Origin of the sequence: Legionella septentrionalis, from assembly GCF_003989745.1 — a bacterium.
Taxonomy (GTDB): Bacteria; Pseudomonadota; Gammaproteobacteria; order Legionellales; family Legionellaceae; genus Legionella_A; species Legionella_A septentrionalis.
On sequence record NZ_RZGS01000026.1, the window covers coordinates 1 to 25,285 of the forward strand.

The following is a 25,285-nucleotide window of genomic DNA, read 5'->3' on the forward strand; positions in this document are numbered from 1 at the left end:
CTCTCAATTTGATTTGGATAAAATTGCCAGAGAATTAAATGAAAGACCGCGGAAAACATTGAACTTTCTAGCTCCGGCGGATAAATTGAGCGAGGTGTTGCAATGATCGATTGAATTTGCCCCCGCCTTTTTTAAAATTTCTTTTTCCATCTTCAGGCGCTGGTTTTCCTCCCGCAATTGCTCAAGCTGTTCAGCAATTAACTTACCATTGCCTCTGAATGCTTGACCCTCAACTGCCTTATGTTCTTTTAATCCAACAATTAGCACGTTAGAATTGAGCAACAAACTACGAGCTGCCTCGGGCCCCGACCGTAACTTTGGTTTTCACGAATCTAATCACATCAAGTTTAAAATTCTTGAAAATTTTTCTTCTATTTATCATCTTTTTTACCAGATAAAAGTTTTAAATTCACCCAAAATCCGCCTTCCTGCCGCGTCAGAAGTTTCACACTGTGCAAACTGCAAGGCTAATATTACAACATCACTCCTTTGAGATACCTGCTTGACCGCAAGTATGGTAATGAGGGTTTAAGAATATTGTTTCATACATGCTATAATGTTTATAAAAGTTACAAGGTGCTTGTTTATGTCTTTTATACAACTCGGCAAAAAATTAGGTTATTTTAAAGGCGACGAAAATTATTCAGGTTTTTTAATACGCTGGTTGGAAGCCTGTTTAGTTAATGAGGAAAAGGATTTCTTAGAGCGAATTAAAAGGATAGAACAATATCATAGCCAAGGCACACAATTCCTGGAAAAAGTCAGTACGTTAAAAAAGAAAGTTATAAGTTGGAAAAATTTAAGCGCAGAAGAAAAAATTTCGCAGACCTTAACGGCAGAAGAGCAAAATATTTTAGACGTTTTGGCGTTCTACGAGAGTATACTTTTATATGACGCGGCTCTACTCAATGGCAAACGCATTGAACAAACGTCCCACATCGCATCCTCTGAATCTATCCAAAGAGAAGGTGGATTGCTACGAATTCATTCCCAAGCTGCAATGCTCTCCTCAAAAGAAATAGACACGTACTTTAAAGAAATGGCAGGTATTCTCAATCTTAGTCTTGCTCCTCAGGAAACAGTAGGAATCACTTTACGTCTCTCATATCATAGCATCGCTTTAACCTATCAACCGCAGGCAGGTTGGACATTAGTTGATCATCGTGATATTTGTAATGATAATCTAAGCAATAACCGGCAAGTCTTGGGATATGATTTAAGCTGTCTGGCTATCTTTTGTTCTGATCTTTCCAAGAACTATATTCCCTTTAGTATCGATCTCTTTACCACCGGCAGACACCCACAACTTGAACAATTAAAAACACAGTTTGCTGCATTTAAAACCCGGCAAAACACTAAGATAGTTGAGCGATTTGATGAGTGTGGTTATGGCGGTATCGATTTAGCTTATATGGCTGTCCAGAATAGAGATGCAAGCGCCCTTGTCAAGCTCGCTCAAAAAGGAGCTGATCTTAATATAATGTATAAAACGTATCTCTGGCAAGAAGATGACGATAGGTACAATCTTGCTTTTCTAGCTGCGATGAATGGGGATGCAGAAATACTTGATATCCTTGCGAAAAATAATGTGGATTTACATACACCAAGCCGCGGAGTGACTCCTATGGAGCTTGCTTCGTCCCATGGCCATGGGGCGGCTATTGCCATGCTGCACCAGCATGGGGTATCAGTCAATCAACGGGGTAATGGTGGATGGAGTCCGGCTCATTATGCAGCATCGAAGGGGCATGACTCGGCCTTAGCTACACTTAAAGAATTAGGGGCAGATTTAAACGCGCAAACTGAGGACGGCATGACCCCGCTATGCCTTGCAGCGTTTAAGAATCAGGGGCATATTGTAGCTCAGTTATTAAATGATAAACAAGTGGACTGTGACCTACGGGCTGAGAGGGGCTACCATGCCATCCATTACGCAGCTTTTGCAGGCAATGAGATTATTCTTAATCTTTTTAAAGATAGAGGATTTAATTTACACATGGAAGATGCTGAGGGAAGCACGATTGCCCATTTTCTCGCCCTAGGCGGACATAAAGCATTGATCGAAAAATTGATGACTCAAGAGTTAGATTTTAATAAGAAAAACGCACGTGGCTTTACGCCTCTTCATTATGCAGCTGAAGGTGGACAGCTTGATATAGTTGAGTTTTTCGCCACTAAAAATTTTGATTTAAATGTAGAAAATAATGAGGGACAAACTATAGCGCATATAGCTGCTATGGAAAACCAAACAGCTCTTCTTCCCTTTTTGGCGGCTCAAGGTGTAGACATGGCCAAGGAAGACAACCATGGGTTTGCTCCGCTCATGTATGCCGCGAAAAGCGGCTCTAAAGACGCTTTTACGGAACTGGCCAAATATGGAATAGGGAAAAATATACCCTACATCGCCATTGAGCACGAACAATCTGAAATCATTCAAGCCCTCACTGAATTCAAGATAGATTTTAAAGACGAAGCCTCAAAGAGCTACTCAGAAAACGAATTAAGAAAAATTATTGCCTCTCACTTAAATCCAGGGGAAACCATACCACAAAAAATAGAAACAAGGCTCCGAACATTTATAAAACAAAAATCTGATAAGGAGAAGATCCCTATTACCCCTTATGAATTTGCCCTCCTTTTGGGAAAAGATAAAATTGTACGAATATTCAATCAGCAGAATCCTAAAACTACCGAGTTATTAACCAGCTTGCAAACTTTAAGAGAACATGGCGAAACCATTAAAAACAAAAATAAAGAAAATAAAAAAGAAGAAGCAGGCAAGGAAAATGCTAAAGACCTAAATACCATAGAAGGGGAAAAAGCCATCTTAGCGGCTGATGCACTTGAGACACTGGCTTGCCTTTATTTCTCTGCGAAAAGTTCTCCTAATCCTGATAGCAAAGCCATAGAAAAAATTCAGGATAGTTTTAAACAACAACTGGCCCAAACTTACAAAGACCTAAGCACCCACCGAGCATTGTGGAAGCCTATTCTTGCCAATATTCTTATAGCAGCGACCGGCATCGGTCTTCTAGTTATCTTAGGCAAACTTTTAATCACAGGCAGTGCTTTCTTTGCTGAAACCAATCGTCAACAAATGGTTAAGGAAGTCTCCAATGAATTTGAAAAGTTGATTACCCCATGTAAGACAGCGTTTTAAAGTGCATGAACAATTAGGGCGTGTCATCAATTAAGCAAAATGACAGTTGCTGCCAAATAAATTCCTCCGAGGAAATTATTTGCTCTTTTATCGTATCTGGTTGCGATGGCACTAAACTGCTTTAATTTACAAAAGAAATTTTCTATAAGATGGCGTGAATAATATAAAAATTTATCGTATTTTCTTTTAATTTTTCTTACAGATTTCGGGGGTATAACAGCCTCACAAGCTTTCCCTTTAAGCTTTTTCAAAACTCTGTCTTCTGCATCGTAGGCTTTATCAGCAAGCAACGCATCGGCACACATGTTTTCAAGTAACACATCAGCGCCATCAAGGTCATGTGCCTGACCCCCTGTCAAATGAAAGCCAGTCGGGTTGCCCAGTGCATCACAAGTAGCGTGTATCTTGGTGCTTAATCCGCCACTGCTGCGTCCGATAGCTCATCTCCCTCTTTTTTTTAGCGCCGGCACTGTGCTGATGTCGCACTATGGTTGAGTCAATCATGACATATTCATTATCCGAATCTTCTGAAAGGGCGATAAAAATTTTTTCCCAAATGCCCGTCTTGCTCCAACGTGTGTGACGAGTATGGATCACACGAAAATCTCCAAAACGTTCCGGCAAATCCCTCCACGAAATACCTGCGCGATAGCGGTACAAAACTGCCTCGACAAAAAGTCTGTTATCCTGGGCTGTGACTCCCACACTTTGTTTGCGGCCGGGCAATAAATCTTTAATCTTTTCCCATTGCTTTTCTTTTAATCCGTAACGACGCATCTTTACACTTACATGGCTAACTTCAGGGCAGAATAAACAATCCATGGACTTTTGAAAAGACATGGAAATAAAATACATCTTTTTGGCTAAACAACGAATATCAATGATTTTACCAACAGAGATAATTAATAACTTATTGTTTATTAATGATACTTTTTAATTGATGACACGCCCTATTTTCGTCGCTAGTTTGTAATACTCTGCAGAATTATCATCGATAACAAATAATGGAGCTAAACCCTTCGCACTCTTTGCCAAAGCATAATCTTTGATTTCCCAAGGCTTTTGTTGCAGGAAGGTGAGGCGCTTTTTTATATTCTTGCGCTTTTAAATACCCCATGCGCCTGCAAAAAGAATAGGCGGCCCGCTGTCCGCAGCCTTTGCTGTTTTCATAGCACCAATCAACACGATAATGACCGATGCGCGGTGCAGCGAAGCGTCTGGAACGATAATGATATTTCGCGGGCGGTTGATGCTTTACCACCCCTACACATTGAATTAACTTAAATCCGTTACAGCGCCAACCCTGGCATTGTGCACGACTGTTTAAATAATTGCTTATACCGACATTGTGCTCCATAATTTGTGTACTGGCACGTTGATATCCCATTTTACGGCAATAACAATCGGCTACAGCAGCACCGCACTTTTTTCCATTTAAAGTACAATATGCCAATCTCTGGCCATGATAGGTGGGTGACCAAAAATCCCGATAAGCATTTTGTTCGCGCACATTTGCATGGCCGCTATGCATCATAGCCAATAAAGAAAACAAAATAACCAGCCGGCAAAACTTCTTCATGAAACCATCCTTAGATTTACAGCTTTTTAAAGGTAAAACAATAATGAAGCTTATGTTAGCGTATGGCCTTTGACAAAAAAAGCTTTCTTGAGCTGGAATACATAAGTTAAAATTGCAAAACAAATCCCCCGTTGTCTTTTTACCCTTCTTGATTAATTTATTAATATATTGTTTTGATGGTACAGTTAACATTTAGATGCTATAATGGCAAAATTAAAACCATTTTGACTATTATGCATGCTTTTGATGTCGCAAAAAAACTAGGCTATGAGAGTAAAGATTCAAAAGGGATTTGTCAGGGTTTTTCCATACGTTGGCTTGAAGCCTGCTTGGCTGGTGAAGAAAAATTATTTTTAAAACGAATCGAAAAAATAGCGGAATATAACAATTTTGCCGAACCGCTCCTCAAGCAAGTTGCTATTGTCAAAAAAAGAGTGGCCAGTTGGCAAACATCTGCACCAGATTTACAACATTTAACTGAAGAAGAACAAGAACTTTTCGACGTCCTCGCCTTCTACGAAAGCCTTGTTTTATATCATCGCCCTCACAACCATTCTTTGCTTCCTGAAGGCGCATGTCAGGAAAATATAGAAAAAATTTCGCCAATCGCTTCCTCTGATTCCATACTTAAAAAAGGAGGCTGGCAACAGATTTACAAAGAAGCAATGATCCTGACTCGCGAAGAAATAAAAAAGTATTTCGATGAACTTGCAAACTTACTTGCTCAACATTTGCCACCTGAACAACAAGTGGGGCTCATGCTGGCAAACCAAAGCCATGCCATTGCGCTTACCTATCAACAGGAAGCAGGCTGGACGTTTATGGATATTAATCAATATCCGCCTAAAACCCTGGGCAAAGACACCGACAATCTTTCTTATTACATATCGCTAGCTTTTGGCTATGATTGGCACATACCATTAAATGCAACCCTGTTCACTACGGGTGATCATCCAAACCTCGTGCAGTTTAAAAAAGATTTTTCCACATTAAAATTTGGTAAGAATCTGGCGGAAATGGCTTTGCGAGCGAGTCGGGATGGCATCGATTTAGCTTATATGGCTGCAGCCCAGGGAGATGCAGCCATGCTCTCCGAGCTTGGCAAGGCTGGAGCCAATCTCCATAAAACATATAAGGAGACTAAACACACCCTTGCATGGATTGCTGCCCAAAACGGCCATATAAATATTCTCCATGAACTTGCAAAGAACAATGTGGATTTGGATAAAACCGATACGAAGGGCGTGGCTCCTGTGCATGTAGCTGCATTAACTGGCCAATACGAGGCAATTACGGTACTGCATCAATATAAAATCCCTGTAAATAAAAGAAACGAAAAAAACGGATTTACTCCATCCCACTATGCAGCCATAGGGGGGCAAAGCAAGACGCTGGATACCCTTAAACAGCTGGGAGCAAATTTAAATGAGGAAGCTGATGGAGGTGTTACTCCATTACATAATGCCATACTTAGACAGCAAGAACACATCGTGGTTAAGCTACTCAATGACAAGGAAATAGACTGCAACAAAAATGAGAATGGAGTGCATCCCATTCACTATGCTTCATGGGCGGGCAGCGATACGATCCTTGACCTCTTTAAGAAAAAAGGCTTTGATTTGGCTATTGAAGATAGAGATGGCAAGACTATTGCTCATTACCTGGCAGAGAAAGGCTACGCCGATTTAGTTGAAAAATATTTAGAACAAGGTTTTGATTTTAATAAAAAAGATAAAAAAGGCTTAACGCCTTTGCATTGTGCAGCCAAAGCTGGACAATTGGGGATTATTAAGCTTCTGGCTGAAAAAGGTTTTGATTTAAATAAAGACGATGAGAGCGGACAAAACATAGCGCACATAGCTGCCGCACACAATCAGGCGCACCTTATTCCTTTCTTGGCGGATAAAGGTGTGGATCTGGCTAAGAAAGATAAAGGCAATGTCACTCCCATCATGCGTGCTGCAATACAAGGCGCCAAAGAAGCGTTAATCAAACTTATCCCTTATGACTCGGAAGATCTCATTCCTTATCTAGCCATCCTGCGTGATCAAATAACCATTATCGAAACGCTTTTTGAATTAAAAATTCCTTTTAAAGACACAGCTTTTTGCAATTATTCAGCGGTTAAAGCAAAACTTATTGCCGAGGGCTCAGCAAAGACACAGGCAAGAATAGAAGATTTTCTTGCACAAAAAGAAGACAAGGAAAACCCCTCTATCACAGCTTATGAATTTGCCTTTCTTTTAGGAAAAGATGACATCCTGCGGTTATTAAACCAGCATGATCCCAAAACCAGGGAACTTTTAAGGAGCTTGCAAGTTTTAAGAGCACATGGCGAAGCCATCAAACAAAAAAACCTAAAAAATGAGGTCGAGGGGGAAAAAGCGATTGCAGCAGCTGATGCTCTTGAGAACTTGGCTTACCTTTACTTTGCCGAAAAAAATACCCTTAATCCAGATACAAAAACAATTGAAAAAATTCAGGATAGCTTTAAACAGCGCCTTGCTCAAACACATAAAGATTTAAGTACACATCGCTCCCTTTGGAAACCTGTTCTTGCCAACATCCTCATCGCAGCTACAGGCATCGGTCTTTTAGTGATCATAGGCAAGCTTTTAATCACTGGAAATGCTTTCTTTATGGAAACCAAACGCCAGAAACTGGCTAACGAAGTGTCGGGCGAATTTGAAAAATTACTCGCGAACAAACCAACGTAAAATTAGCTTGTTTCAACTCATTATTTTATCATTAATCCAGTTGCCGCTCCTGCAGCACTTGGCGCAAAGATTTAGGTAAAATGGATTGTGCTTTGCGGGCCAGTTCTTTTTCATTTTTTTGCCATAACGTTCCCAAATATATAATTAAGGCACCAATGGCCGTCAATGCAACAGGAAAAAGCGGACTTTCAGGAAATACAGTCCATGCCAAATGTCCCAAATAAAAAGCACATCCTAAAGCTCCTAAAATGACAAAAACTTTCCTCACTAGTAAAACGCCAATACCAATCATGGCCAGGTTGATGCAACAATAGAAAAATTTGGATAACTCGCTGTCGGAACTTTGACATGATAAACCACCCCAAAAGGTAAACACGCCGAAAAGATACAGCCAAAATGCATAATCTGCGGCATATCGTGAACGCACATCCACCCAAAATGCAACAAGCGTCATAACCAACCCAAAATACATGGAAACAAGCGCACGCAATTCAAAATTAAAAATATCCTCCTGGCTTAACATAACCGCTACATCCATGGACAGGTACCAAAGGGTTACTGCGATAGGCAGCAGCATAAACGGATAGCGATAAATCCAGGCAAGAATAACTCCCATGGCTAATGTGCCTAATTCCATAAAAATCCAATGCCATTTTATATAGAGATGGTAATCACGATAGACGACAGCATCATCAGGCCACCATCCCATGGCTTTTTGTAATGCATAAAGAGCGAGCGGCGTTAAACAAATTACAAATGTTGCACAGATACCTGCAGGAATTTTCAAATTTTTTCTTTGGCAAACATGCGCCAGAGACAAGCCTAAAATTCCATATAAAACAGTAAGCCCGAATAAACCCCATCCACCAAAAGTTTCCCAGCCAAGATTCATAAATAAAGTCATGGCACCAATTGCCAGCAGGCCGCCTAAATAATATAAAACATTCGTAAAATTAAAATTTGGGCTTTGCTCTGTTTGCGCTTTTAAAAATTCCAGCAAATTATCGCGCTGCTTCGCGGTGATGATTTTAGCTTTGACCGCTTCATCAAGGTGGCGGTAGGCAACCTTCATACATCCCTCAAGCTAGGTAGATTACTCCGGTAAATTAAGTATAGGATGCACAAGCTTGGCCTGCTTCACTTTAGCTATAGCAAAGCTTGACTCGATCTTTATTAAGCAAACTTGCAAGCATGCTCAATGCCTCATCGCTCGGCACAATAGACCAGCCTGCTCCCAGGTTGAGCACTGCCTTGGCTTTTTTATTTTCATAATGAATTCTAATTCCGCATCCGCCTTGATGTGCTTTTAAGACTGATTGTAATGCGGGCAGTAGACTTGCATCTTGCTCAGTAAGCTTTATATGCAGGTATTTGGCAAATCGGGTTCTCGCTTCATGCAAATCAAGTAATGCGGTAGCAGTCATTTTTACGCCACCCGTGTAATCATCCTGGGCAAGCTCACCTTCTACCAATAAGATCTGCCCTGCCTGAATTGGATTTTGACACGCTTCGAATATTTCTGAAAAAGCCACCACATCAAGATTTCCAGTGGAATCTTCCAAACCAATAATGGCTAGTTTCTTACCACGCTTGGTCAATATACGTCTAACATTCGTTACCAAACCACAAATAAGTACTTTTTTGGTCAATGAAGCCGATAATCTGCTGATAGGCTGGGTAAATTCGCTAAATTCTTGTAAATAAATACCTGCCGGATGCCCACTTAGGTAAAATCCTAAAGTTTCTTTTTCCCCTTCCAAGCGGGTTTTCTCATGCCATGGCGGACAAACAAGATAATCTTCTTGCTCTTCTTGCTCATCGAATAATGTAAAGAGGTTGGTTTGACCGCTGCTTTGGGTTTGGTGAAAATGTGCCCCTGCTTGCATGGCTTTATCTAGTGATGCATATAAAACAGCACGTTCTATGCCCCATTCATCCATTGCCCCACTTTTTATCAAAGCCTCAAGAACGCGTCGGTTTGCCTTGCGCATATCCAAGCGTTGGCACACACTAAACAATCCCTCATACAATCCCTTGCTGCGTTCATCAACCAAAATTTGGATTGCTGCTTCCCCTACACCTTTAATTGCCCCCAGGCCGTAAACAATGGTTGTATCATCAAGCGTTGTGAAATGGTAATCGGAACGGTTAATAGAGGGCGGTAAAATAGTTAAATTCATGTGCTTGCATTCATGAATAAAATTAACCACCTTGTCCGTATTATCCATATCGGAAGACATGACCGCAGCCATGAATGCTGCGGGAAAATGAGCCTTTAACCAAGCGGTTTGGTAAGCCACTAAAGCATAAGCAGCAGAATGCGATTTGTTAAATCCGTAGCCCGCAAATTTCTCCATCAAATCGAAAATATACGTAGCTGTCTGCACGTCGACACCGCGTTTACTGGCTCCTTCAGTAAAAATTTCCCGCTGTTTTGCCATTTCTTCCGGTTTTTTCTTACCCATGGCCCGCCGCAATAAATCGGCCGCTCCCAAGGTGTAATTGGCTAATACTTGGGCAATTTGCATCACTTGTTCTTGATAAAGAATAACCCCGTAAGTTGGCTTTAAAATTGGCTCTAAATCCGGATGAGGATATTCAACTTTAGCTCGTCCATGTTTGCGGTCGATAAAATCATCTACCATTCCCGATTGCAATGGGCCGGGGCGAAACAAGGCAACTAAAGCAATGATGTCTTCAAAGCAGTCTGGTTGTAAGCGGTGAATAAGCTCTTTCATGCCGCGTGACTCAAGCTGGAATACCGCTGTGGTTTGACAAGCTTTTAATAAATCAAATGTGGCGGCATCGTCCATGGGGATTTCATTAATATCAATTGCCGCAAGATTGTCTCTTTGCCTTTGCTGATTAATTGTGGTTAAAGCCCAATTAATAATAGTCAGCGTCCTTAAGCCTAAAAAGTCAAATTTCACCAAACCCGCAGATTCCACATCATCCTTGTCAAATTGACTAACTAATTGCGTGGAACCCTCTTCACAGTAAATTGCAGTAAAATCCGTTAACTCGGAAGGTGCAATTACCACTCCACCGGCATGTTTGCCTGCATTGCGGGTGATTCCTTCAAGCTTTAAAGCCAAATCAAATAATTCCTTAACTTCTTCCTCATCTTCATAACGGCGGCGCAATTCATCTTCTTGCTCAAGCGCTTTATTTAAGGTGATACCCAACTCAAATGGAATAAGTTTGGCTAGTTTATCCACAAAACCATAGGGATGCCCCAACACGCGCCCAACGTCCCGCACTACGGCTTTTGCTGCCATGGAACCAAAGGTAATGATTTGCGACACGCTGTTGCGTCCATATTTTTCGGCTACGTATTCAATCACCCGATCCCTGCCTTCCATGCAAAAATCAATATCAAAATCGGGCATGGAAACGCGTTCGGGGTTTAGGAAACGCTCAAACAGTAAATCATATTGCAATGGGTCTAAGTCGGTTATATGCAATGCATAAGCTACGAGAGAACCAGCTCCTGATCCTCTCCCTGGTCCTACAGGCACATTGTTATTTTTAGCCCATTTGATGAAATCGGCAACAATGAGGAAATACCCTGCAAATCCCATTGAATTGATGACATTTAATTCAATCTTAAGACGTTCTTCATAGATAGGGCGCTTAGCTGACAAAGCCTCTGGCTTGTCGCGAAAAATTTGCTGCAACCGTTCATTAAGCCCAAGTGTGGATAAATGCGATAAATAATTTTCAACCGTATCGCCGGCTGGTACAGGAAAATTTGGTAGATAGTTTTTACCTAAATCAAGCTTTACCGTACAACGCTTGCTAATTTCAACGGTATTTTGGATAGCTTGCGGGATATCGCTAAATAATTCGCTCATTTCATCGGCAGAACGCAAATACTGTTTTGCACTATAGCTACGTGGACGCGATGGATCCGCCAATGTACGGCCTTGATGGATACACACCCGCGCTTCATGGGCATGATAGTCTTCCTGCTGCAGGAAGCGCACGTCATTGGTTGCTACAAGCGGCAAATTAAGCGTTTCCGCTAACTGTACTATTTTTTCATTGTAAGTATCTTCATCGGGGCGATCCGTTCGTTGTATTTCCAGATAATAACGATTAGGGAAAACGTCCGACCATTTTTTTGCCAACTCCAGTGCACGTTTCTCATCACCTGCCAGCAACGCCTGCCCAATATCGCCTAGACGTCCGCCCGATAAAGCAATCAATCCGTCTGCATATTGAGGTATCCATGCCCATTGGATACGCGGTTCACCCTGATATTGCCCTTCTTGATAACCTTTTGATACCAATCGTGTTAAATTGCGGTAACCCGTTTCATTCTGACACAATAACAACAAAGAATAAGTCAAGTCTGGTTTTTCAGGCTCATGGCACGGTAAATCGCACCCAAGTATGGGTTTAATTCCCTCCGCAGTAGCGCTTTGAAATATCTTTACAGCGGCAAATAAATTGCAATTATCCGTTACAGCTACTGCATTCATCCCTTTTTCGGGCAGTGCTTTCATTAATGGTTTAATACGAATCAAACCATCAATTAGAGAATATTCACTATGTATACGCAGATGAACAAAACGTGATTGCATTGAGCCTAATCCATATTCTTGATGATTAAATTGTTATATCAATTTACAGGAAACAGGGATTTTAACTGAAGATGCTTAACTTGTTTATTATTTTTAAATGAAAGAAGCTAAACGCTCACCTGCCTTGGATCAAAAGCATCCCTCACTGCATCAGCAAACAAGTTGCTGGCAAGAACCAAAATAAACATAAAAATAAACGCGGCTGCCATAGGCCACCAGACAATGGGATCTCTTGCTAATTCTAAGCGTGCGGTATTGATCATATTTCCCCAACTGATGGTTAACGGGGAAACCCCTACCCCAACGTAGGAGAGAACGGCTTCAGCCAACACCAAAAAACTGAAATCCAATACCAGCGTGATCAACACGATATGCATCACGTTTGGCAATAAATGTTTAAAAATAATTTTAATGGAACTGCTGCCTAAGGCCTTGGCCGCCATGACGAAATCAATTTCACGTATTTTTAATGCCTCAGCACGCAGCAAGCGGCATAAACTGGTCCAGCTGGTGATCCCTAAAATAAAACAGAGCGCGAGCAGACGGGCATCGGCCCGCTGCGCCAAAGTCGTGAATTGCTCCGGATGATTGGCTATGTAAGTTTGCATGGAAAGCACCGAAGCCGTGATTAACAATACCCCTGGTATGGAGCTTAACGTTGTATAAATGTATTGGATGATGTCATCAATAACCCCCCCATAATACCCGGCTGCAATCCCTAGTAATAAAGCCAGGGGCATCATGAACAACGTGGTGAGCATACCGATGATTAAACCTGTACGGATACTCTTTAGCGCATAATAATAAATATCCTGTCCAATCTTTCCTGTCCCTAAAACATGGAGATATTGCGACAGCCATAAACTACCCATGGCAAAAATCAACAGCAGCAATAAGGTAGCGAGCGCGCTGACATTTGCCCGTGTGAAGAAAAAAAGGCCTTTCCCGTTATACCATTTTCTAAAAAGAGCAAAGAAAAACCATGAGATCATGATGGCTAAAAGGCTATAAGTCACAGATTTTAATATAATCCTTGCTAATAACTGTTTCACTTGGACTGCGTCTTTTAAATCGCGTGAGATGTATTTCAAGCGTGGGTAAATTTGTTGTGCATGGCCTGCTGAGAATACGGTTTCACTTGTGTACAATGTCAATGCTAAAGGCGCTGAATAAGTCTTTTCAAATGTGGAATCCAAGGGGGCCAATACATAATCCAGCAATGAACTGGATGTATCTCTTCCGGGTTTGTTGAAGTGCACTGAATCCAACAGGGCAATTAACAAGAAAAACAATAAAATAATTGCAGAGCCTACCGCGATCGGTTTCGAAAAAATTTGTCGATAAGCACGTCGCACATGTTCCTTGCGCAATGAGTTAGCAATAACTATCAAGCTTAAAATTAGAACGATTAGAAAACATTGATCCGTCCAAAGTAATTCAAGGTTCATTTTAATCTCACGCGCGGGTCCACCAATGTGTAGGAAATATCCGTTAAAATTAACCCTACAATATAAAGAACGGATCCAAGAAAAACCATGGCTCTTACAATGGCAAAATCCTGTTGTTGAATGGCATCGATGATATAACTTCCTAAACCGGGAATACCAAAAAACGATTCTAAAACAAGGCTTCCCATAAACAGCGTGGGAATAATGACGACAATCCCGGTCAAAATTGGCAGCATGGCATTTTTTAACACATGTCGAAATAATACGCGCACCTCGGATAAGCCTTTGGCCCGGGCAGTTTTAACATAATCTTTATCCATTTCTTCCAGAAATAAGGTACGATACCAACGGCTGCCAGCGCCCAGGCCGCCAATGACCGAAATTAATACAGGCAGAAAAACAAATTTAATGCTGTCGAAACCATCGTCGTAACCTGAAATCGGCACCAGCCGCAAAATTTTTCCAAAAATATATTGTCCCCCAATGATATAGAACATAGTGGAAATAGACATTAAAATAATGCAAGCAATTACCCCGCTTAAATCCAGATAACTTGAGCGGAAAAACGCCATCAGCATGGCAAACATGATGTTGATGATTACGCTGCATATTAATGCCGGAATGGCAATAGCAAGACTCGGCCACATTCGCTCCATGACATCGTAACTGATATCCCGCCCTGCATCCGAAACGCCAAAATCAAAAGCAAATAAAAGCAGTGATTTCTGGAAAAACAGGGTTTGCGTCAATTGCTTCGTGCCGGATGCTTCGGCATTATAGAATAAAGGCAAATCATAGCCGCGCTGCGCTTTCCATTCAGCTATAGCTTCCTCTTTAATGTGTTTTTGCCCCAGCTGCATCCGCGCCATATCGTCTGGGGAATTCACCATAAAAAATAATGCAAAGGTCAGGATATTAATTCCCAGCAAAATAGGAACCATGTATAGAATTCGTCTTATTAAATACTGGGTCATAAAACTATTCTCGGAGCACGATCTCTTTGTTTAAGAAAGTAAGCCACTATAAAAGGCAACAATAAAAACAAGAGCAATAATAAAAACAAACCGACAGGCCATAAAATGGGACGGTTCCAAATTTCCCTGAAGTGGTTTCGCATGGGAACGTCGATTGCGATGTATTTTAATGTATTTTGAGAAATGGTATTCGTTTTAATAGGAGCAACCCATTGCTGGCTCAAAATAAGGCTTTGACTATTGATGCCCCATATCCATGGCGCATCCCGACGCAGAATAGCAACCATTTGATCGATTAATTCCTGGCGTTTTGCATCATTATTACGGTTTTTCATTAAATCAAACAAGCGGTCATAAACTGGGTTATGGTAATTTGTGGCATTCTCGCCACCATACTTTACCTTACCATTAGGCCCATATAACAAAAATAAAAAATTCTCAGGATCCGGGTAATCGGCATTCCACCCCCAGCTAAAGATTTGCGCATTGCCATTCCGCATTTTTTCCTGAAAACGATTGTATTGTGTAGCACGTATGTTTAATGCAATGCCAATACGTGCAAATTGCTTGTGCATCCAATTTAATTGTTCTTTATCATCCGGGCCGCCTGTAGCAGGCACATCATAATGTAAGATTAAGGGCTTACCTGTCGCCTTATCCCTTCCGCCAGGGTAACCCGCCTCTTTCATTAAAGCTTTTGCATCTTGGATAGAACGTCGTTTAGGTTCGTTGCCAATCCATTTGTATACGTAGGGATTAATGCCTTCCTTTCCCTCGCGATGTCCAAAAATTCCTGGAGGAATTGGACCTTGCGCAGCTTGGCCGCGACCATTGAAAAAAATGGCAATGTTTTCGTCAAAATTAACCGCTATGGAAATAGCTTGCCTGAGTTTACGCGCACGCTCGCTGTTGCCGCCAACGATGGGGTCAAGCATATTAAAGCCCATATAATAAATCGAGGGATCGTCAACCTGCGTTAGACGGATCCCTTTTTCTTTCATTTCAGGCGTCAAGACAGTAGCGCCCGTATGGGTGATTTTAATGGCTTGATCAAAACTGTCTGTCCCAACCCCTGATAAATCAAAATAACCTTGCAAAAATTTATTCCAGCGCGGTATCGCTTCTTTTTCCAGGGTATAAATTGCTTTCTCAATTAATGGCAATTCCTGATTTTTATGGTGCAAATAGCCTTGCTGTTCATCTTCCAAACTGCCTTCTTCCGGAAAAAACTCTGGATGGTAGTTGGGATTTTTTTCCAAAACCATGCGGCTGTTCGGATTATTCTCACTCAGCATAAAAGGGCCGGTCCCCACAGGATACCAACTTAAATCCAGATTTTTATCATCCATTCCAGCTTGGGAATAAAACCGATCCGCTTCCCAAGGTATAGGCGCAAAAAAAGGCATGGCAAGCCAGAAAGCAAACTGTGGATATAATCCTTTGATGGTGATTTCAAAAGTATAATTGTCAATTTTTTTCACACCTCGCAGTGGATACGGGCGCAAGTCGATGTACTCATTTGGATTTTTTGCAACGGGAAGCGTTTTAGCAAACTCGCGAAAACCTTCGATGTATTCGCTTAAAAGCCCATAAATGGGCGAATTTACGGCTGGATTGGCAAGGCGCTTGATTTCATAGATATAATCATCAGCTATAAGCTCGCGCGTATCTGAAAACTCAAAATCCGCTAATGTATCAATATCATAGTCGTCCAGGAAATCGGCATCTAAATTATGATAGCGGTATTGCCCATCAGGAGCACGCGCAAAAGCGGGATGAGGTTGATACATAATGCCCGCTTTAAGGTGAATTGTGTACACTGAATATGCTATCGATGCAGCTTGTTGCGCCTGGCTCGGTGCTATTTCTTTACCGTTTTTATTGTAATAACGCACCTCAGGCATACGGACGGCCGTTAATGGGAGCAAAGTATAGGGGCGGGTTAAATAATCATATTGCAAAACAGGCTCATAGATTTGGCCAATGAATTGATATTCATTACTTGAATAAGATTTGGCGGGATCGAGCGTTTTAGGTTGGCCGCTAAACGAAGTGTAATAAATTTTTTGTGTTGATTCTTCAGCAGGGTATGGATTGTTCAAAATAAAATTACCGGCAACTGCAATCCAATGATTTGTTAGCAGCAGCATAAGTAAGATTAACCTCAAAATATTCAATCTATTCTCCCTGACTGAATTAAGTGCTTCCAACCCTCACGCTAATTCACTTTATTTTCCAGCATGACAATAAACTCTTGTTCAGTAAGAATGCTTACTCCCAATTTTTCCGCTTTATCCAATTTTGACCCAGGATCTTCCCCTGCCACCACATAATCTGTTTTATTAGACACACTGCCAGCAACACGAGCACCGATAGTCAACAATTTCTCTTTGGCTTCGTCTCGGCTCATGCTGGACAAACTCCCGGTTAAAACCAGTGTTTTAGCATAAAATAGATGCTCTGTATTTACTTTTGCAATTTGTTTCTGTGGCCAGTACACCCCATAACCCTGTAATTTTTTAATTACTTCCATATTATGTCGTTGGGCAAAAAAATGAACGACGTGCGCAGCCGCCACCGGTCCTATATCTTTTAAAGTAGTGAGCTTGTCTATCGAAGCTTTGTGCAAGTCATCTATATCGCTAAAATGAGTCGCCAAGATATGAGCGCTTGCTTCACCAATTTCGCGAATACCGAGAGCATATAAAAACCGTTGCAACGTCGTATTTTTACTATGCTCGATGGCCTTGAGTAAATTTTCAGCTGATTTTTGGCCCATACGCGGTAAACTGGCCAACTGTTCCAAGGTTAAAGCATAAATATCAGATACATCATTTAATAAACCGGCAGCAATTAATTGCTCCACTAAAACGTCCCCCAATCCATCAATAGCCATTGCCCGGCGCGAAGCAAAATGCAATATCATTCTTTTAAGCTGCGCTTTGCAAAACAAGCCACCCGTGCAACGCGATACAGCTTCCCCTTCTTCGCGAATCACTTCAGCACCGCAAACTGGACAATGAGTTGGCATGGAAATCATTTGCGTATCGGATGGGCGCTTTTCCGCAACCACCGCCACCACTTCCGGGATGACATCCCCGGCACGGCGGACAACGACCACATCGCCAATACGCACATCCTTGCGTTCGATTTCATCCATATTGTGCAACGTGGCATTACTAACCGTGACGCCTGCAACACTGACCGGCTTTAAGCGTGCCACAGGTGTTAATGCACCAGTACGGCCTACCTGGAAATCCACCGCAAGCAAGGTAGTCATTTCTTCACTCGCTGGAAACTTATGAGCACAGGCAAAACGCGGGGCGCGCGCTACATACCCTAACTTTTCCTGCAAACGGTTACTGTCAACTTTGTAGACTACCCCATCAATTTCATACGGCAGAGCATCACGCTTTTTTAATATCGCTTCATAGTATTGCAGGCACCCTTTTAACCCTTGTACAACTTTAGTTTCTGAATTTACTCTAAACCCTAATTCCTTTAACAGTGCAATTTGGGCAATATGACTATCCGGGAGGCTAATTCCTTCATGCGCCCCAAAACCATAACAATAAATAGCTAATGGCCTGCGGGCAGTGATGGCAGGATTTAACTGACGAAGGCTCCCGGCAGCGGCATTGCGTGGATTTGCAAATGTTTTTTCACCTTGTTTACGCGCTTGCTCATTAAATGCCTCAAATCCAGCTTTGGGCATATAGACTTCACCACGTACTTCAATGAAGTTTGGCGTCTTTTCACTCATTAATTTTAATGGCACCGCTGCAATGGTTTTAATATTGTTGATGATATTTTCGCCGACAGAACCATCTCCGCGCGTAGCGGCGGATACCAGGGTCCCGTGTTCGTATGTCAAATTAACGGCAAGTCCGTCTAACTTTGGCTCGCAAGCAAAGATCAATTGCTCTTCAGGATGATGCAATCGATCGGCAACGCGTTTAATAAATGCATGCAATTCTTCCTCAGTAAACACGTTGGCCAACGAAAGCATCGGTTTGCGGTGCGCAATGGGCTGTAAAGCAGAAGCTGGCATTGCCCCTACCCGTTGAGTAGGTGAATCGGATGTTAAATATTGCGGATATTGCTCTTCAAGGGCTTGTAATGCCTTAAAGCATCGATCATATTCCGCATCTGGAACCAGCGGTTCGTCTAAAACATAATAATGATAGTCATAAAGCCTCACTCGCTCGCGTAATTCATTAATTTGTTTTAAAACCGCTTGGTCGTTCATATTGATTGATGGGAAATAGTCAGTTGCTGAATCTTTACATTTTTGCCATACACTAGCAACATACAACCCATCAGATTCTTATGGCTTTAAGCCGAATACAAAGGAATTTATGAATAATTTGCCTCTTATTACCATTTCTCTGGCTGCAGGCATCATCCTGCAATTTTTGTTATTACTGTTATTGTTTAGACGCTATGAAAAATTACAACAACTGTTAACGCAAATTATTCATAAACTTCAGTTAGATATCCACGAAACTTATCTAGCAAGCCAACAAACCATTTATGAAAAAATTGCGCACGGCCAGTTGCTAAACCAACAACTCATCACCCAAACCTTGCAAGGTCAAATGGCTGATGTCCGTGAACAAATACAGCATAGTTTTAAGCAACATGCCGGCTCTTTAAGCTCGCACTTGCAAACCTTGACCGAAGAAATACGCAATCATTTGCATAACCTCACCCAGCAAGTAAACCATCGTCTGACAGAAGGTTTCGAAAAAACTTCGTCCACCTTTACCGATGTAGTACGCCGCTTGACTATTATCGATGAAGCGCAAAAGAAAATAACCGAGTTATCTCACCACGTAGTCGACCTGCAAGATGTCTTGATGGATAAGAGAGCTCGCGGGGCATTTGGAGAAGTCCAGTTATCCACCCTGGTTGCCAATATGATCCCGAGCAACCACTATCGTTTACAATACACCCTTAGCAACCAAAAACGCGCCGATTGTGTTTTATTCCTCCCTGAACCTTCCGGCCATATTGTAATTGACGCCAAATTTCCTTTGGAAACGTATCAAAAAATAATGAATACTGCTGCCAATTCTGTAGAGCGTAAATCCTTGCAGCAACAATTCCGTACCGATTTGCAAAAACACATTAAAGACATAGCTGAAAAATACATTATTCCCAATGAAACCACGGATGGCGCCGTGATGTTTATTCCAGCCGAAGCTATTTTTGCGGAAATCCACGCTAATTATCCGGAAATCATCACCCTCTCCCAGCGTTTAAAAGTATGGCTGGTTTCTCCAACGACTTTAATGGCCGTTTTAACAACCGCAAGAGCTGTGCTAAAAGATGATGCCACCCGCAAACAAGTGCATATCATTCAAAAACATTTGCAAGCGCTTGCAGATGACTTTCAGCGATTTGAAAAAAGAATGGATAAATTATCCAAACATATCGATCAGGCTCATCAAGATGTCACTGACGTGAACACATCTGCACGTAAAATTACCCAGCGCTTTCAGCAAATAGAAGCCGTGGATTTGGAGATAAAAAATCCCAGTTTAACCGATGAAAACATTGGGGCATAAACGGGAAACATTTGCACAATAATGAAATTGATTTGCCATAACTATATGGTATTCTGATCGATATCTATTTAATGGAACTGGTAATGCATTCATTACGCTTAATTTTTGGGCTTTTTTTAATTGCTGCAGCCTTTGCTGTGCACGCGGTCAATATCTGTAAAACTCAACCTTGCACCAATCCGTGTCCGCCACCAGTTGCGCAATACAGTGCTTGCCCGAGTTGCTGTGAAAATATGGGGGGTATTAATTATTGCGATTCATCCGCAGGACGTTTTGTTTGTAACAATGGATATTATTCGTCTTGCTATTGTAGTCGCCATGCCGTTATGGATTTGCAGAAAATTCAAGGGTGTTGTCTGTGGCAAGGCGGCGTCATGGCAATTGATCCTGCCAAAGGAACCGTCATTTGTAATAATGGCGGAATTTCAGAAGTATGCAGCCTGCAAACGACTATTGACCGCGTTTCGGTTTGGTAGGGATTCGTTTTTGTGTTCCTGCTTGCTGTGTCGAGCCAAACAGCTTTGCTCAAGGCAAGCATGTCTTGCAAATCTCTATGGACAAATAATATGCCAGGCTTCATAATTCGACCTTTTTTAAATGCAAAGCCATGCCTATTCCATTGATTGAAATCAAAGAGGTTTATAAATCATATGGAGCAGCCGTTATCCTAAGCGATGTCTCCTTATCAGTGCACCCAGGGGAATTTCTGACGCTATTGGGTCCCTCAGGGTGCGGTAAAACCACGTTGCTTAGGATGATATCCGGTTTTGAACAACCTAGCTCCGGCAACATTTACATCAATGGCGAATGCGTCAATCATCTTCCGCCACAAAAACGGGATGTCCATACGGTTTTCCAAAGCTATGCTTTATTCCCGCATTTAAATGTTTTTGAAAATGTTGCTTTTGCCCTGCGCTGTAAGGGTATGGGTGAAACCGAAATCAAACACCGCGTCGCCGATGCGCTCAAGCTCGTGCGTCTGGAATCGTTTGCCCAGCGCTGGATAAGACAATTAAGCGGTGGACAACAACAGCGCGTCGCTATTGCACGTGCAATTATCAGCCGACCCCAAGTTCTGCTTTTAGATGAGCCGCTAAGTTCATTGGATTATCGCCTGCGCAAGTCCATGCAATACGAATTAAAACAATTACAAAAAACATTAAACATGACGTTCATTTTCGTCACCCACGATCAGGAAGAAGCGCTATCCATGTCGGATCGCATCGTCATTTTTAACCATGGGCACATAGAACAAATTGGCACGCCGCGACAAGTATATGAAACACCCATTAATTTACATGTGGCAAAATTCATTGGCGAGACAAACATTTTTGATATCAAAGTGCAAAGCGTCCACAATGATAGTTTGTATACGGAAATTGAATCCATCCGCTTGGAGTGTAAGAACACCGGGCGCTTTAAAATCGGTGAGAAGATCCATTTAATCATCCGCCCAGAAGATATCCGCGTATGGGGTGAAAACGAAATCACCCACACGGAAGGCATGTTGCCCGGCAAAATTGTAGATATTGTCTATAAAGGCTCTACCGTGGATTTAACGGTTAAATTGCCTTCCGGCAAGCTTGTTAATGCTTCTGAGTTTTTTGATGAAGATGATGATAAGCTAGAATACGCTATCAACGAGGCTGTTTGGATACAATGGTATCCAGGTTGGGAAGTGTTATTGCCTTATGAAAGCTAAGCCATTTTCCATTTATTTTTTATTTTTATGGCTCATCCTGTTTGGTTTTTTGCCATTAACCTTGATTTTATTAACCAGCTTTTTATCAAAAGATAGCACGCATCTGGTTACATTCCCGGTTACCTTGCATAATTACAGCGAATTGACGTCGCCATTTTTCCTTAAAGTTTTTTTACGTTCTTTTATTATTGCGGCATTTACAACACTAAGCTGTCTGTTGCTGGCTTATCCTTTTAGTTATTTATTGGTTAAATCAAGACAACAATCGCTGTTGCTGCTGCTCATCATTATCCCTTTTTGGACGAGTTCGCTAGTGCGTACCTATTCCTTAATTGCAATATTAAAATTTAAAGGAATTTTAAATTTAGTGTTATTAAAATTGCATCTTATCGAACAGCCTCTTTCCTTACTTTATACAAATTTTGCCGTCATTAGCGGCTTAGTCTATAACTTGTTTCCATTTATGGTATTGCCTATCTTTACAAACATGGAGCGCTTTGATTTCAGATTAATAGAAGCAGCCAAAGATTTGGGAGCAAACAAATGGCAAATTTTCTTTCGTGTCTTTTTACCCAATACCTTAGGTGGAATTATTTCAGGGTGCTTGCTGGTGTTTTTGCCGGCCATGACTTTGTTTTATATTCCTAATATTTTAGGGGGCGCCCGTTCCATCCTGCTGGGTAATATGATTCAAAACCAATTTCTAGTATTGGAAAATTGGCCACAAGGAGCTGCCACAAGTACCATTTTAACCACTTTACTGCTGCTGTTATTGTTTTTCTATCGTCGTCATGGCAAGGAGATCATCCATTGAAATCCTTCGTGCAAAAAACCTATCTCGCTTTAATTTATATTTTATTGTACTTTCCAATTTTGGTGCTTATTCTTTATTCCGTGAATAAAGCAAAGTTTTCCCTGCAATGGCATGGATTTTCAACGCGATGGTACGTAGAGCTTTTTCATGATCGCGAGCTATGGTTAGCATTCCTGCACTCAGTAATATTAGGGCTAAGCGCGGCAATAGTAGCTACCGTTACAGGTTTGTTGGCATGTACTTATTTATTTTTACACCGAACTCAGTACCGCATTACTTTATTTAGCCTGCTTATTTTACTGGTTGTAATACCGGATTTGGTATTGGGTGTGGCTCTTTTGACTTTCTTCAACATCACGGCAATTCCTTTAGGTTTCTTTAGTCTGTTGATTGCTCATATTACCTTTTGTATTCCTTTTGTGGTGCTTACCATAAATAGCCGTATCCATACACTGGATGCAAATATTTATTTCTGCGCCTTGGATTTAGGGGCTACGCGCTTTACTGCATTGACTAAAATTCTATTGCCGTTATTATGGCCGGCTGTATTAAGCGCTTTTTTATTGTGTTTTACCTTGTCTTTTGATGACGTAATCATCAGCTATTTCGTAGCCGGACCTGATTTTAATATTTTGCCTCTTACTATTTATTCCCTGGTGCGTGCAGGCGTGACACCGGAATTAAATGCTTTATGCACCATTACTTTTTTTATCTCGATGATTCTTGTGGTAATTGCTCACCGTTTGGCACGGAAAACAACATGAAACAGTTTTTCTTTTTCTTATTTTTTATCCCCACAGCACTGTTTGGACAAAAAACTGTAAATGTTTATGTTTGGGGAGGAGAAATACCTAAACAAGTCGTTCGTGAATTTGAACTTGAAACCGGCATTAAAGTAAATTTTTCGACTTATGACAGTAATGAGACAATGTATGCCAAACTAAAAGCCAGCAGAAACAATGTCTACGACGTGATTTTGCCTTCTGGCTACTATGTTGAGCGCATGAAAAAACTGGGGATGCTTACTAAGCTGAATCATGCCAACATTCCAAATCTTATAAATTTGGAACCCATGTTTGTCGACAGTGACTTTGATCCCAAAAACCAATACAGCATTCCCTTAACCTGGGGAGCTACTGGCATTTTTTATAATAAAAACTGGATAAAAAAAGCTCCGAAACGCTGGGGCGAATTCTGGGAAAAACAGTTTAAACGCCAGTTATTGTTGCTGGACGATGCCCGTGAAGTATTTTCCATTGCCTTGATGAGCCTAGGGTATTCACCCAACGATCATGATGCAGAACACATCAAAGCCGCGTATGAAAAATTGTTGCAACTTATTCCCAATATTAAATTGTTTGCCAGCGAAAGCATACAAGCCATTATGATTGATGAAGATGCAAATGCAGGCAGTGTGTGGAACGGCGATGCATTCAAGGCTCGATTGGAAAACAACCAAATCGAGTTTGTATATCCTGAAGATGGATTTGTGATCTGGTCCGATTGCCTCGCCATTCCGCGTAATCCTCCTCATGCAGAGGAAGCTTATCAATTTATTAATTTCCTACTAAAACCTGAAATAGCAAAGCAAATCGCATTATTGGAAGGCCATGCTATTACCAATGCCCAAGGCAAAGCATTACTGCCTGAAACGATCCGTAACAATCCACTGACTTATCCCTCGCAAAAAACTCTCGAACGTGGTTATTTTCAACGCGATGTCGGCGATGACACGGTCACCCTTTACAACCAATACTGGGAACAATTAAAACTTGCCTTTTAAATCCCGTCCAGTGATAACATTATCCTGGTAGATCCTGATAAGCCATTACTGATTAATCCGGATTGTAAACCGGAAGTGCAAGGCGCTATAGAAAGCTTCCCAAAATGAAGGGCTTTAGGATGCGGATTATTCATTCGAAAATAGCGAAAATTGAGGCTGTAATGATCAATATTGCTCTTAAACATGATCTGAGTACGGATTCACCTTTACCCCGCACTGGTAATTTATACCAATGTAGAAAACCATTATGGAACAGAGGTGTTTTAAATATCCTGTTTGTAGAAAATGCGTTGACCTTTCAGTACCCATTTATAAATTTCAATAAAGTTATTTTGGTTGGGCATTCAAATGGAGGCGATATTTTTTTGCTATTTGCTAAACAATATCCTTATTTAGTTCAATCTGTAATCTCACTTGATAGTTTGCGTATGCCTTTTCCCCGGAACAGTAAATTCCCAATACTATCTATTCGAGGGAATGATACCAACGCAGATCCCGATGTTTTGCCGGATCAAAGAGATTGTGGAGGATTAAATATGACTATTGTAAAACTTAATGAAGCAAAACATATTGAACTATGCGATAGGGGCAACAAAACCATTCAAAATCAAATAAATTTAGTCATTGGTAGTTTCTTAAATAAGATAACAAGCCTCAATAATTTTTATCATTAGATCTACATACTCAAGCATTCCTGAGATTCCACCCCCAATTAAGTATTTCAGGATATTGTTATAACTTAACTGAATATTCATAAATGTAATTTTAAAGAGATTCATGCAATTTGCAGTTTTAAGCGAGATAAAGCGGCATGTTGCTGTAATCTTACTTCCGCTGAAAAATGGTAATTTTTACTTACTTGTTAAGCGCGCAGCAATAGTTTTCCATTGGTTATGGTTCGATTTAACCAGCTTACCTTGCAATACTCTTGACGGAATTTGCCGCGTTTAAT

At 41.2% G+C, this 25,285-nt stretch carries 17 protein-coding genes; 9 read left to right on the top strand and 8 right to left on the bottom strand.

All coding sequences use genetic code 11. The annotated features are described in order from the left end of the window. The first annotated feature begins 586 nt into the window (after nt 1–586). Nucleotides 587–3,160 carry an ankyrin repeat domain-containing protein gene (locus ELY11_RS08800; protein ID WP_158615186.1) on the top strand — a complete coding sequence of 858 codons (2,574 nt, stop codon included), beginning with the start codon at nt 587–589 and terminating at the stop codon, nt 3,158–3,160. Nucleotides 3,161–3,186: 26 nt separating this feature from the next. Here the strand turns inward: ELY11_RS08800 and ELY11_RS08805 are convergent. Both ELY11_RS08805 and ELY11_RS08810 read right to left on the bottom strand, forming a co-directional pair. Continuing rightward, nucleotides 3,187–3,937, bottom strand: a protein-coding gene (locus ELY11_RS08805) for an IS5 family transposase (RefSeq protein ID WP_371923147.1) whose coding sequence is annotated in 2 segments (ribosomal slippage) — nt 3,187–3,601 and nt 3,600–3,937 — 753 coding nt in all. Because the reading frame shifts where the segments join, the coding sequence is not laid out codon by codon here. Between the two features lie 211 nt (nt 3,938–4,148). Further along, nucleotides 4,149–4,739 (bottom strand): hypothetical protein, encoded by a 591-nt coding sequence (locus ELY11_RS08810; RefSeq protein WP_127033143.1) that lies wholly within the window; start codon nt 4,737–4,739, stop codon nt 4,149–4,151. 233 nt (nt 4,740–4,972) lie between these two features. On the opposite strand from ELY11_RS08810, the gene ELY11_RS08815 reads away from it, so the two are divergent. Continuing rightward, entirely contained in the window at nt 4,973–7,456 is a 2,484-nt protein-coding gene (locus ELY11_RS08815; RefSeq protein WP_158615187.1) for an ankyrin repeat domain-containing protein, read from the top strand. A 31-nt stretch (nt 7,457–7,487) separates the two neighbouring features. Here the strand turns inward: ELY11_RS08815 and ELY11_RS08820 are convergent, their stop codons facing one another. From ELY11_RS08820 to ligA, 6 genes are all read right to left on the bottom strand, one after another. Further along, nucleotides 7,488–8,528, bottom strand: coding sequence for a DUF2157 domain-containing protein (locus ELY11_RS08820; RefSeq protein WP_126954108.1), 1,041 nt, complete (start codon nt 8,526–8,528; stop codon nt 7,488–7,490). 70 nt (nt 8,529–8,598) lie between these two features. Then, entirely contained in the window at nt 8,599–12,042 is a 3,444-nt protein-coding gene (dnaE, locus tag ELY11_RS08825; RefSeq protein WP_127033148.1) for a DNA polymerase III subunit alpha, read from the bottom strand. Between the two features lie 107 nt (nt 12,043–12,149). Beyond that, entirely contained in the window at nt 12,150–13,490 is a 1,341-nt protein-coding gene (locus tag ELY11_RS08830) for an ABC transporter permease (protein WP_127033150.1), read from the bottom strand. After that, entirely contained in the window at nt 13,487–14,464 is a 978-nt protein-coding gene (locus ELY11_RS08835; RefSeq protein ID WP_126954111.1) for an ABC transporter permease, read from the bottom strand. The genes ELY11_RS08830 and ELY11_RS08835 overlap by 4 nt, the downstream gene beginning before the upstream one ends. Continuing rightward, nucleotides 14,461–16,614 (bottom strand): ABC transporter substrate-binding protein, encoded by a 2,154-nt coding sequence (locus ELY11_RS08840; protein WP_127033152.1) that lies wholly within the window; start codon nt 16,612–16,614, stop codon nt 14,461–14,463. Before ELY11_RS08840 ends, ELY11_RS08835 begins: the two co-directional genes overlap by 4 nt. A 68-nt stretch (nt 16,615–16,682) precedes the next feature. Next, entirely contained in the window at nt 16,683–18,713 is a 2,031-nt protein-coding gene (gene ligA, locus ELY11_RS08845) for an NAD-dependent DNA ligase LigA (RefSeq protein WP_127033154.1), read from the bottom strand. A gap of 109 nt (nt 18,714–18,822) precedes the next feature. Here ligA and ELY11_RS08850 point away from each other — a divergent pair, with 109 nt between their 5' ends. From ELY11_RS08850 to ELY11_RS08880, 7 genes are all read left to right on the top strand, one after another. Next, nucleotides 18,823–20,034, top strand: a complete 1,212-nt coding sequence (locus tag ELY11_RS08850) for a DNA recombination protein RmuC (RefSeq protein ID WP_126954114.1) — start codon at nt 18,823–18,825, stop codon at nt 20,032–20,034. Nucleotides 20,035–20,117: 83 nt separating this feature from the next. Next, nucleotides 20,118–20,510 carry a neurogenic locus notch gene (locus ELY11_RS08855; RefSeq protein ID WP_126954115.1) on the top strand — a complete coding sequence of 131 codons (393 nt, stop codon included), beginning with the start codon at nt 20,118–20,120 and terminating at the stop codon, nt 20,508–20,510. A gap of 131 nt (nt 20,511–20,641) precedes the next feature. Continuing rightward, nucleotides 20,642–21,736: a spermidine/putrescine ABC transporter ATP-binding protein PotA gene (gene potA / locus ELY11_RS08860; protein ID WP_126954116.1), complete on the top strand. Its 1,095-nt coding sequence runs from the start codon at nt 20,642–20,644 to the stop codon at nt 21,734–21,736. Further along, on the top strand, nt 21,726–22,550 hold the full coding sequence (locus tag ELY11_RS08865) for an ABC transporter permease (protein WP_126954117.1): 825 nt from the start codon (nt 21,726–21,728) through the stop codon (nt 22,548–22,550). Before potA ends, ELY11_RS08865 begins: the two co-directional genes overlap by 11 nt. Further along, the gene (locus tag ELY11_RS08870; RefSeq protein ID WP_126954118.1) at nt 22,547–23,314 is read left to right on the top strand and encodes an ABC transporter permease subunit; all 768 of its coding nucleotides are present in this window, start codon (nt 22,547–22,549) and stop codon (nt 23,312–23,314) included. Before ELY11_RS08865 ends, ELY11_RS08870 begins: the two co-directional genes overlap by 4 nt. Then, entirely contained in the window at nt 23,311–24,333 is a 1,023-nt protein-coding gene (locus ELY11_RS08875) for an ABC transporter substrate-binding protein (protein ID WP_127033156.1), read from the top strand. The genes ELY11_RS08870 and ELY11_RS08875 overlap by 4 nt, the downstream gene beginning before the upstream one ends. 119 nt (nt 24,334–24,452) lie before the next feature. After that, entirely contained in the window at nt 24,453–25,007 is a 555-nt protein-coding gene (locus tag ELY11_RS08880) for an alpha/beta fold hydrolase (protein WP_127033158.1), read from the top strand. Nucleotides 25,008–25,285: the final 278 nt, after the last annotated feature.

Coding starts and splice junctions, on each gene's coding strand:
- ELY11_RS08800 (WP_158615186.1), top strand. CDS start 587: ATGTCTTTTATACAACTCGGCAAAAAATTAGGTTATTTTAAAGGCGAC.
- ELY11_RS08810 (WP_127033143.1), bottom strand. CDS start 4,739: ATGAAGAAGTTTTGCCGGCTGGTTATTTTGTTTTCTTTATTGGCTATG.
- ELY11_RS08815 (WP_158615187.1), top strand. CDS start 4,973: ATGCATGCTTTTGATGTCGCAAAAAAACTAGGCTATGAGAGTAAAGAT.
- ELY11_RS08820 (WP_126954108.1), bottom strand. CDS start 8,528: ATGAAGGTTGCCTACCGCCACCTTGATGAAGCGGTCAAAGCTAAAATC.
- dnaE (WP_127033148.1), bottom strand. CDS start 12,042: ATGCAATCACGTTTTGTTCATCTGCGTATACATAGTGAATATTCTCTA.
- ELY11_RS08830 (WP_127033150.1), bottom strand. CDS start 13,490: ATGAACCTTGAATTACTTTGGACGGATCAATGTTTTCTAATCGTTCTA.
- ELY11_RS08835 (WP_126954111.1), bottom strand. CDS start 14,464: ATGACCCAGTATTTAATAAGACGAATTCTATACATGGTTCCTATTTTG.
- ELY11_RS08840 (WP_127033152.1), bottom strand. CDS start 16,614: ATGCTGCTGCTAACAAATCATTGGATTGCAGTTGCCGGTAATTTTATT.
- ligA (WP_127033154.1), bottom strand. CDS start 18,713: ATGAACGACCAAGCGGTTTTAAAACAAATTAATGAATTACGCGAGCGA.
- ELY11_RS08850 (WP_126954114.1), top strand. CDS start 18,823: ATGAATAATTTGCCTCTTATTACCATTTCTCTGGCTGCAGGCATCATC.
- ELY11_RS08855 (WP_126954115.1), top strand. CDS start 20,118: ATGCATTCATTACGCTTAATTTTTGGGCTTTTTTTAATTGCTGCAGCC.
- potA (WP_126954116.1), top strand. CDS start 20,642: ATGCCTATTCCATTGATTGAAATCAAAGAGGTTTATAAATCATATGGA.
- ELY11_RS08865 (WP_126954117.1), top strand. CDS start 21,726: ATGAAAGCTAAGCCATTTTCCATTTATTTTTTATTTTTATGGCTCATC.
- ELY11_RS08875 (WP_127033156.1), top strand. CDS start 23,311: ATGAAACAGTTTTTCTTTTTCTTATTTTTTATCCCCACAGCACTGTTT.
- ELY11_RS08880 (WP_127033158.1), top strand. CDS start 24,453: ATGCGGATTATTCATTCGAAAATAGCGAAAATTGAGGCTGTAATGATC.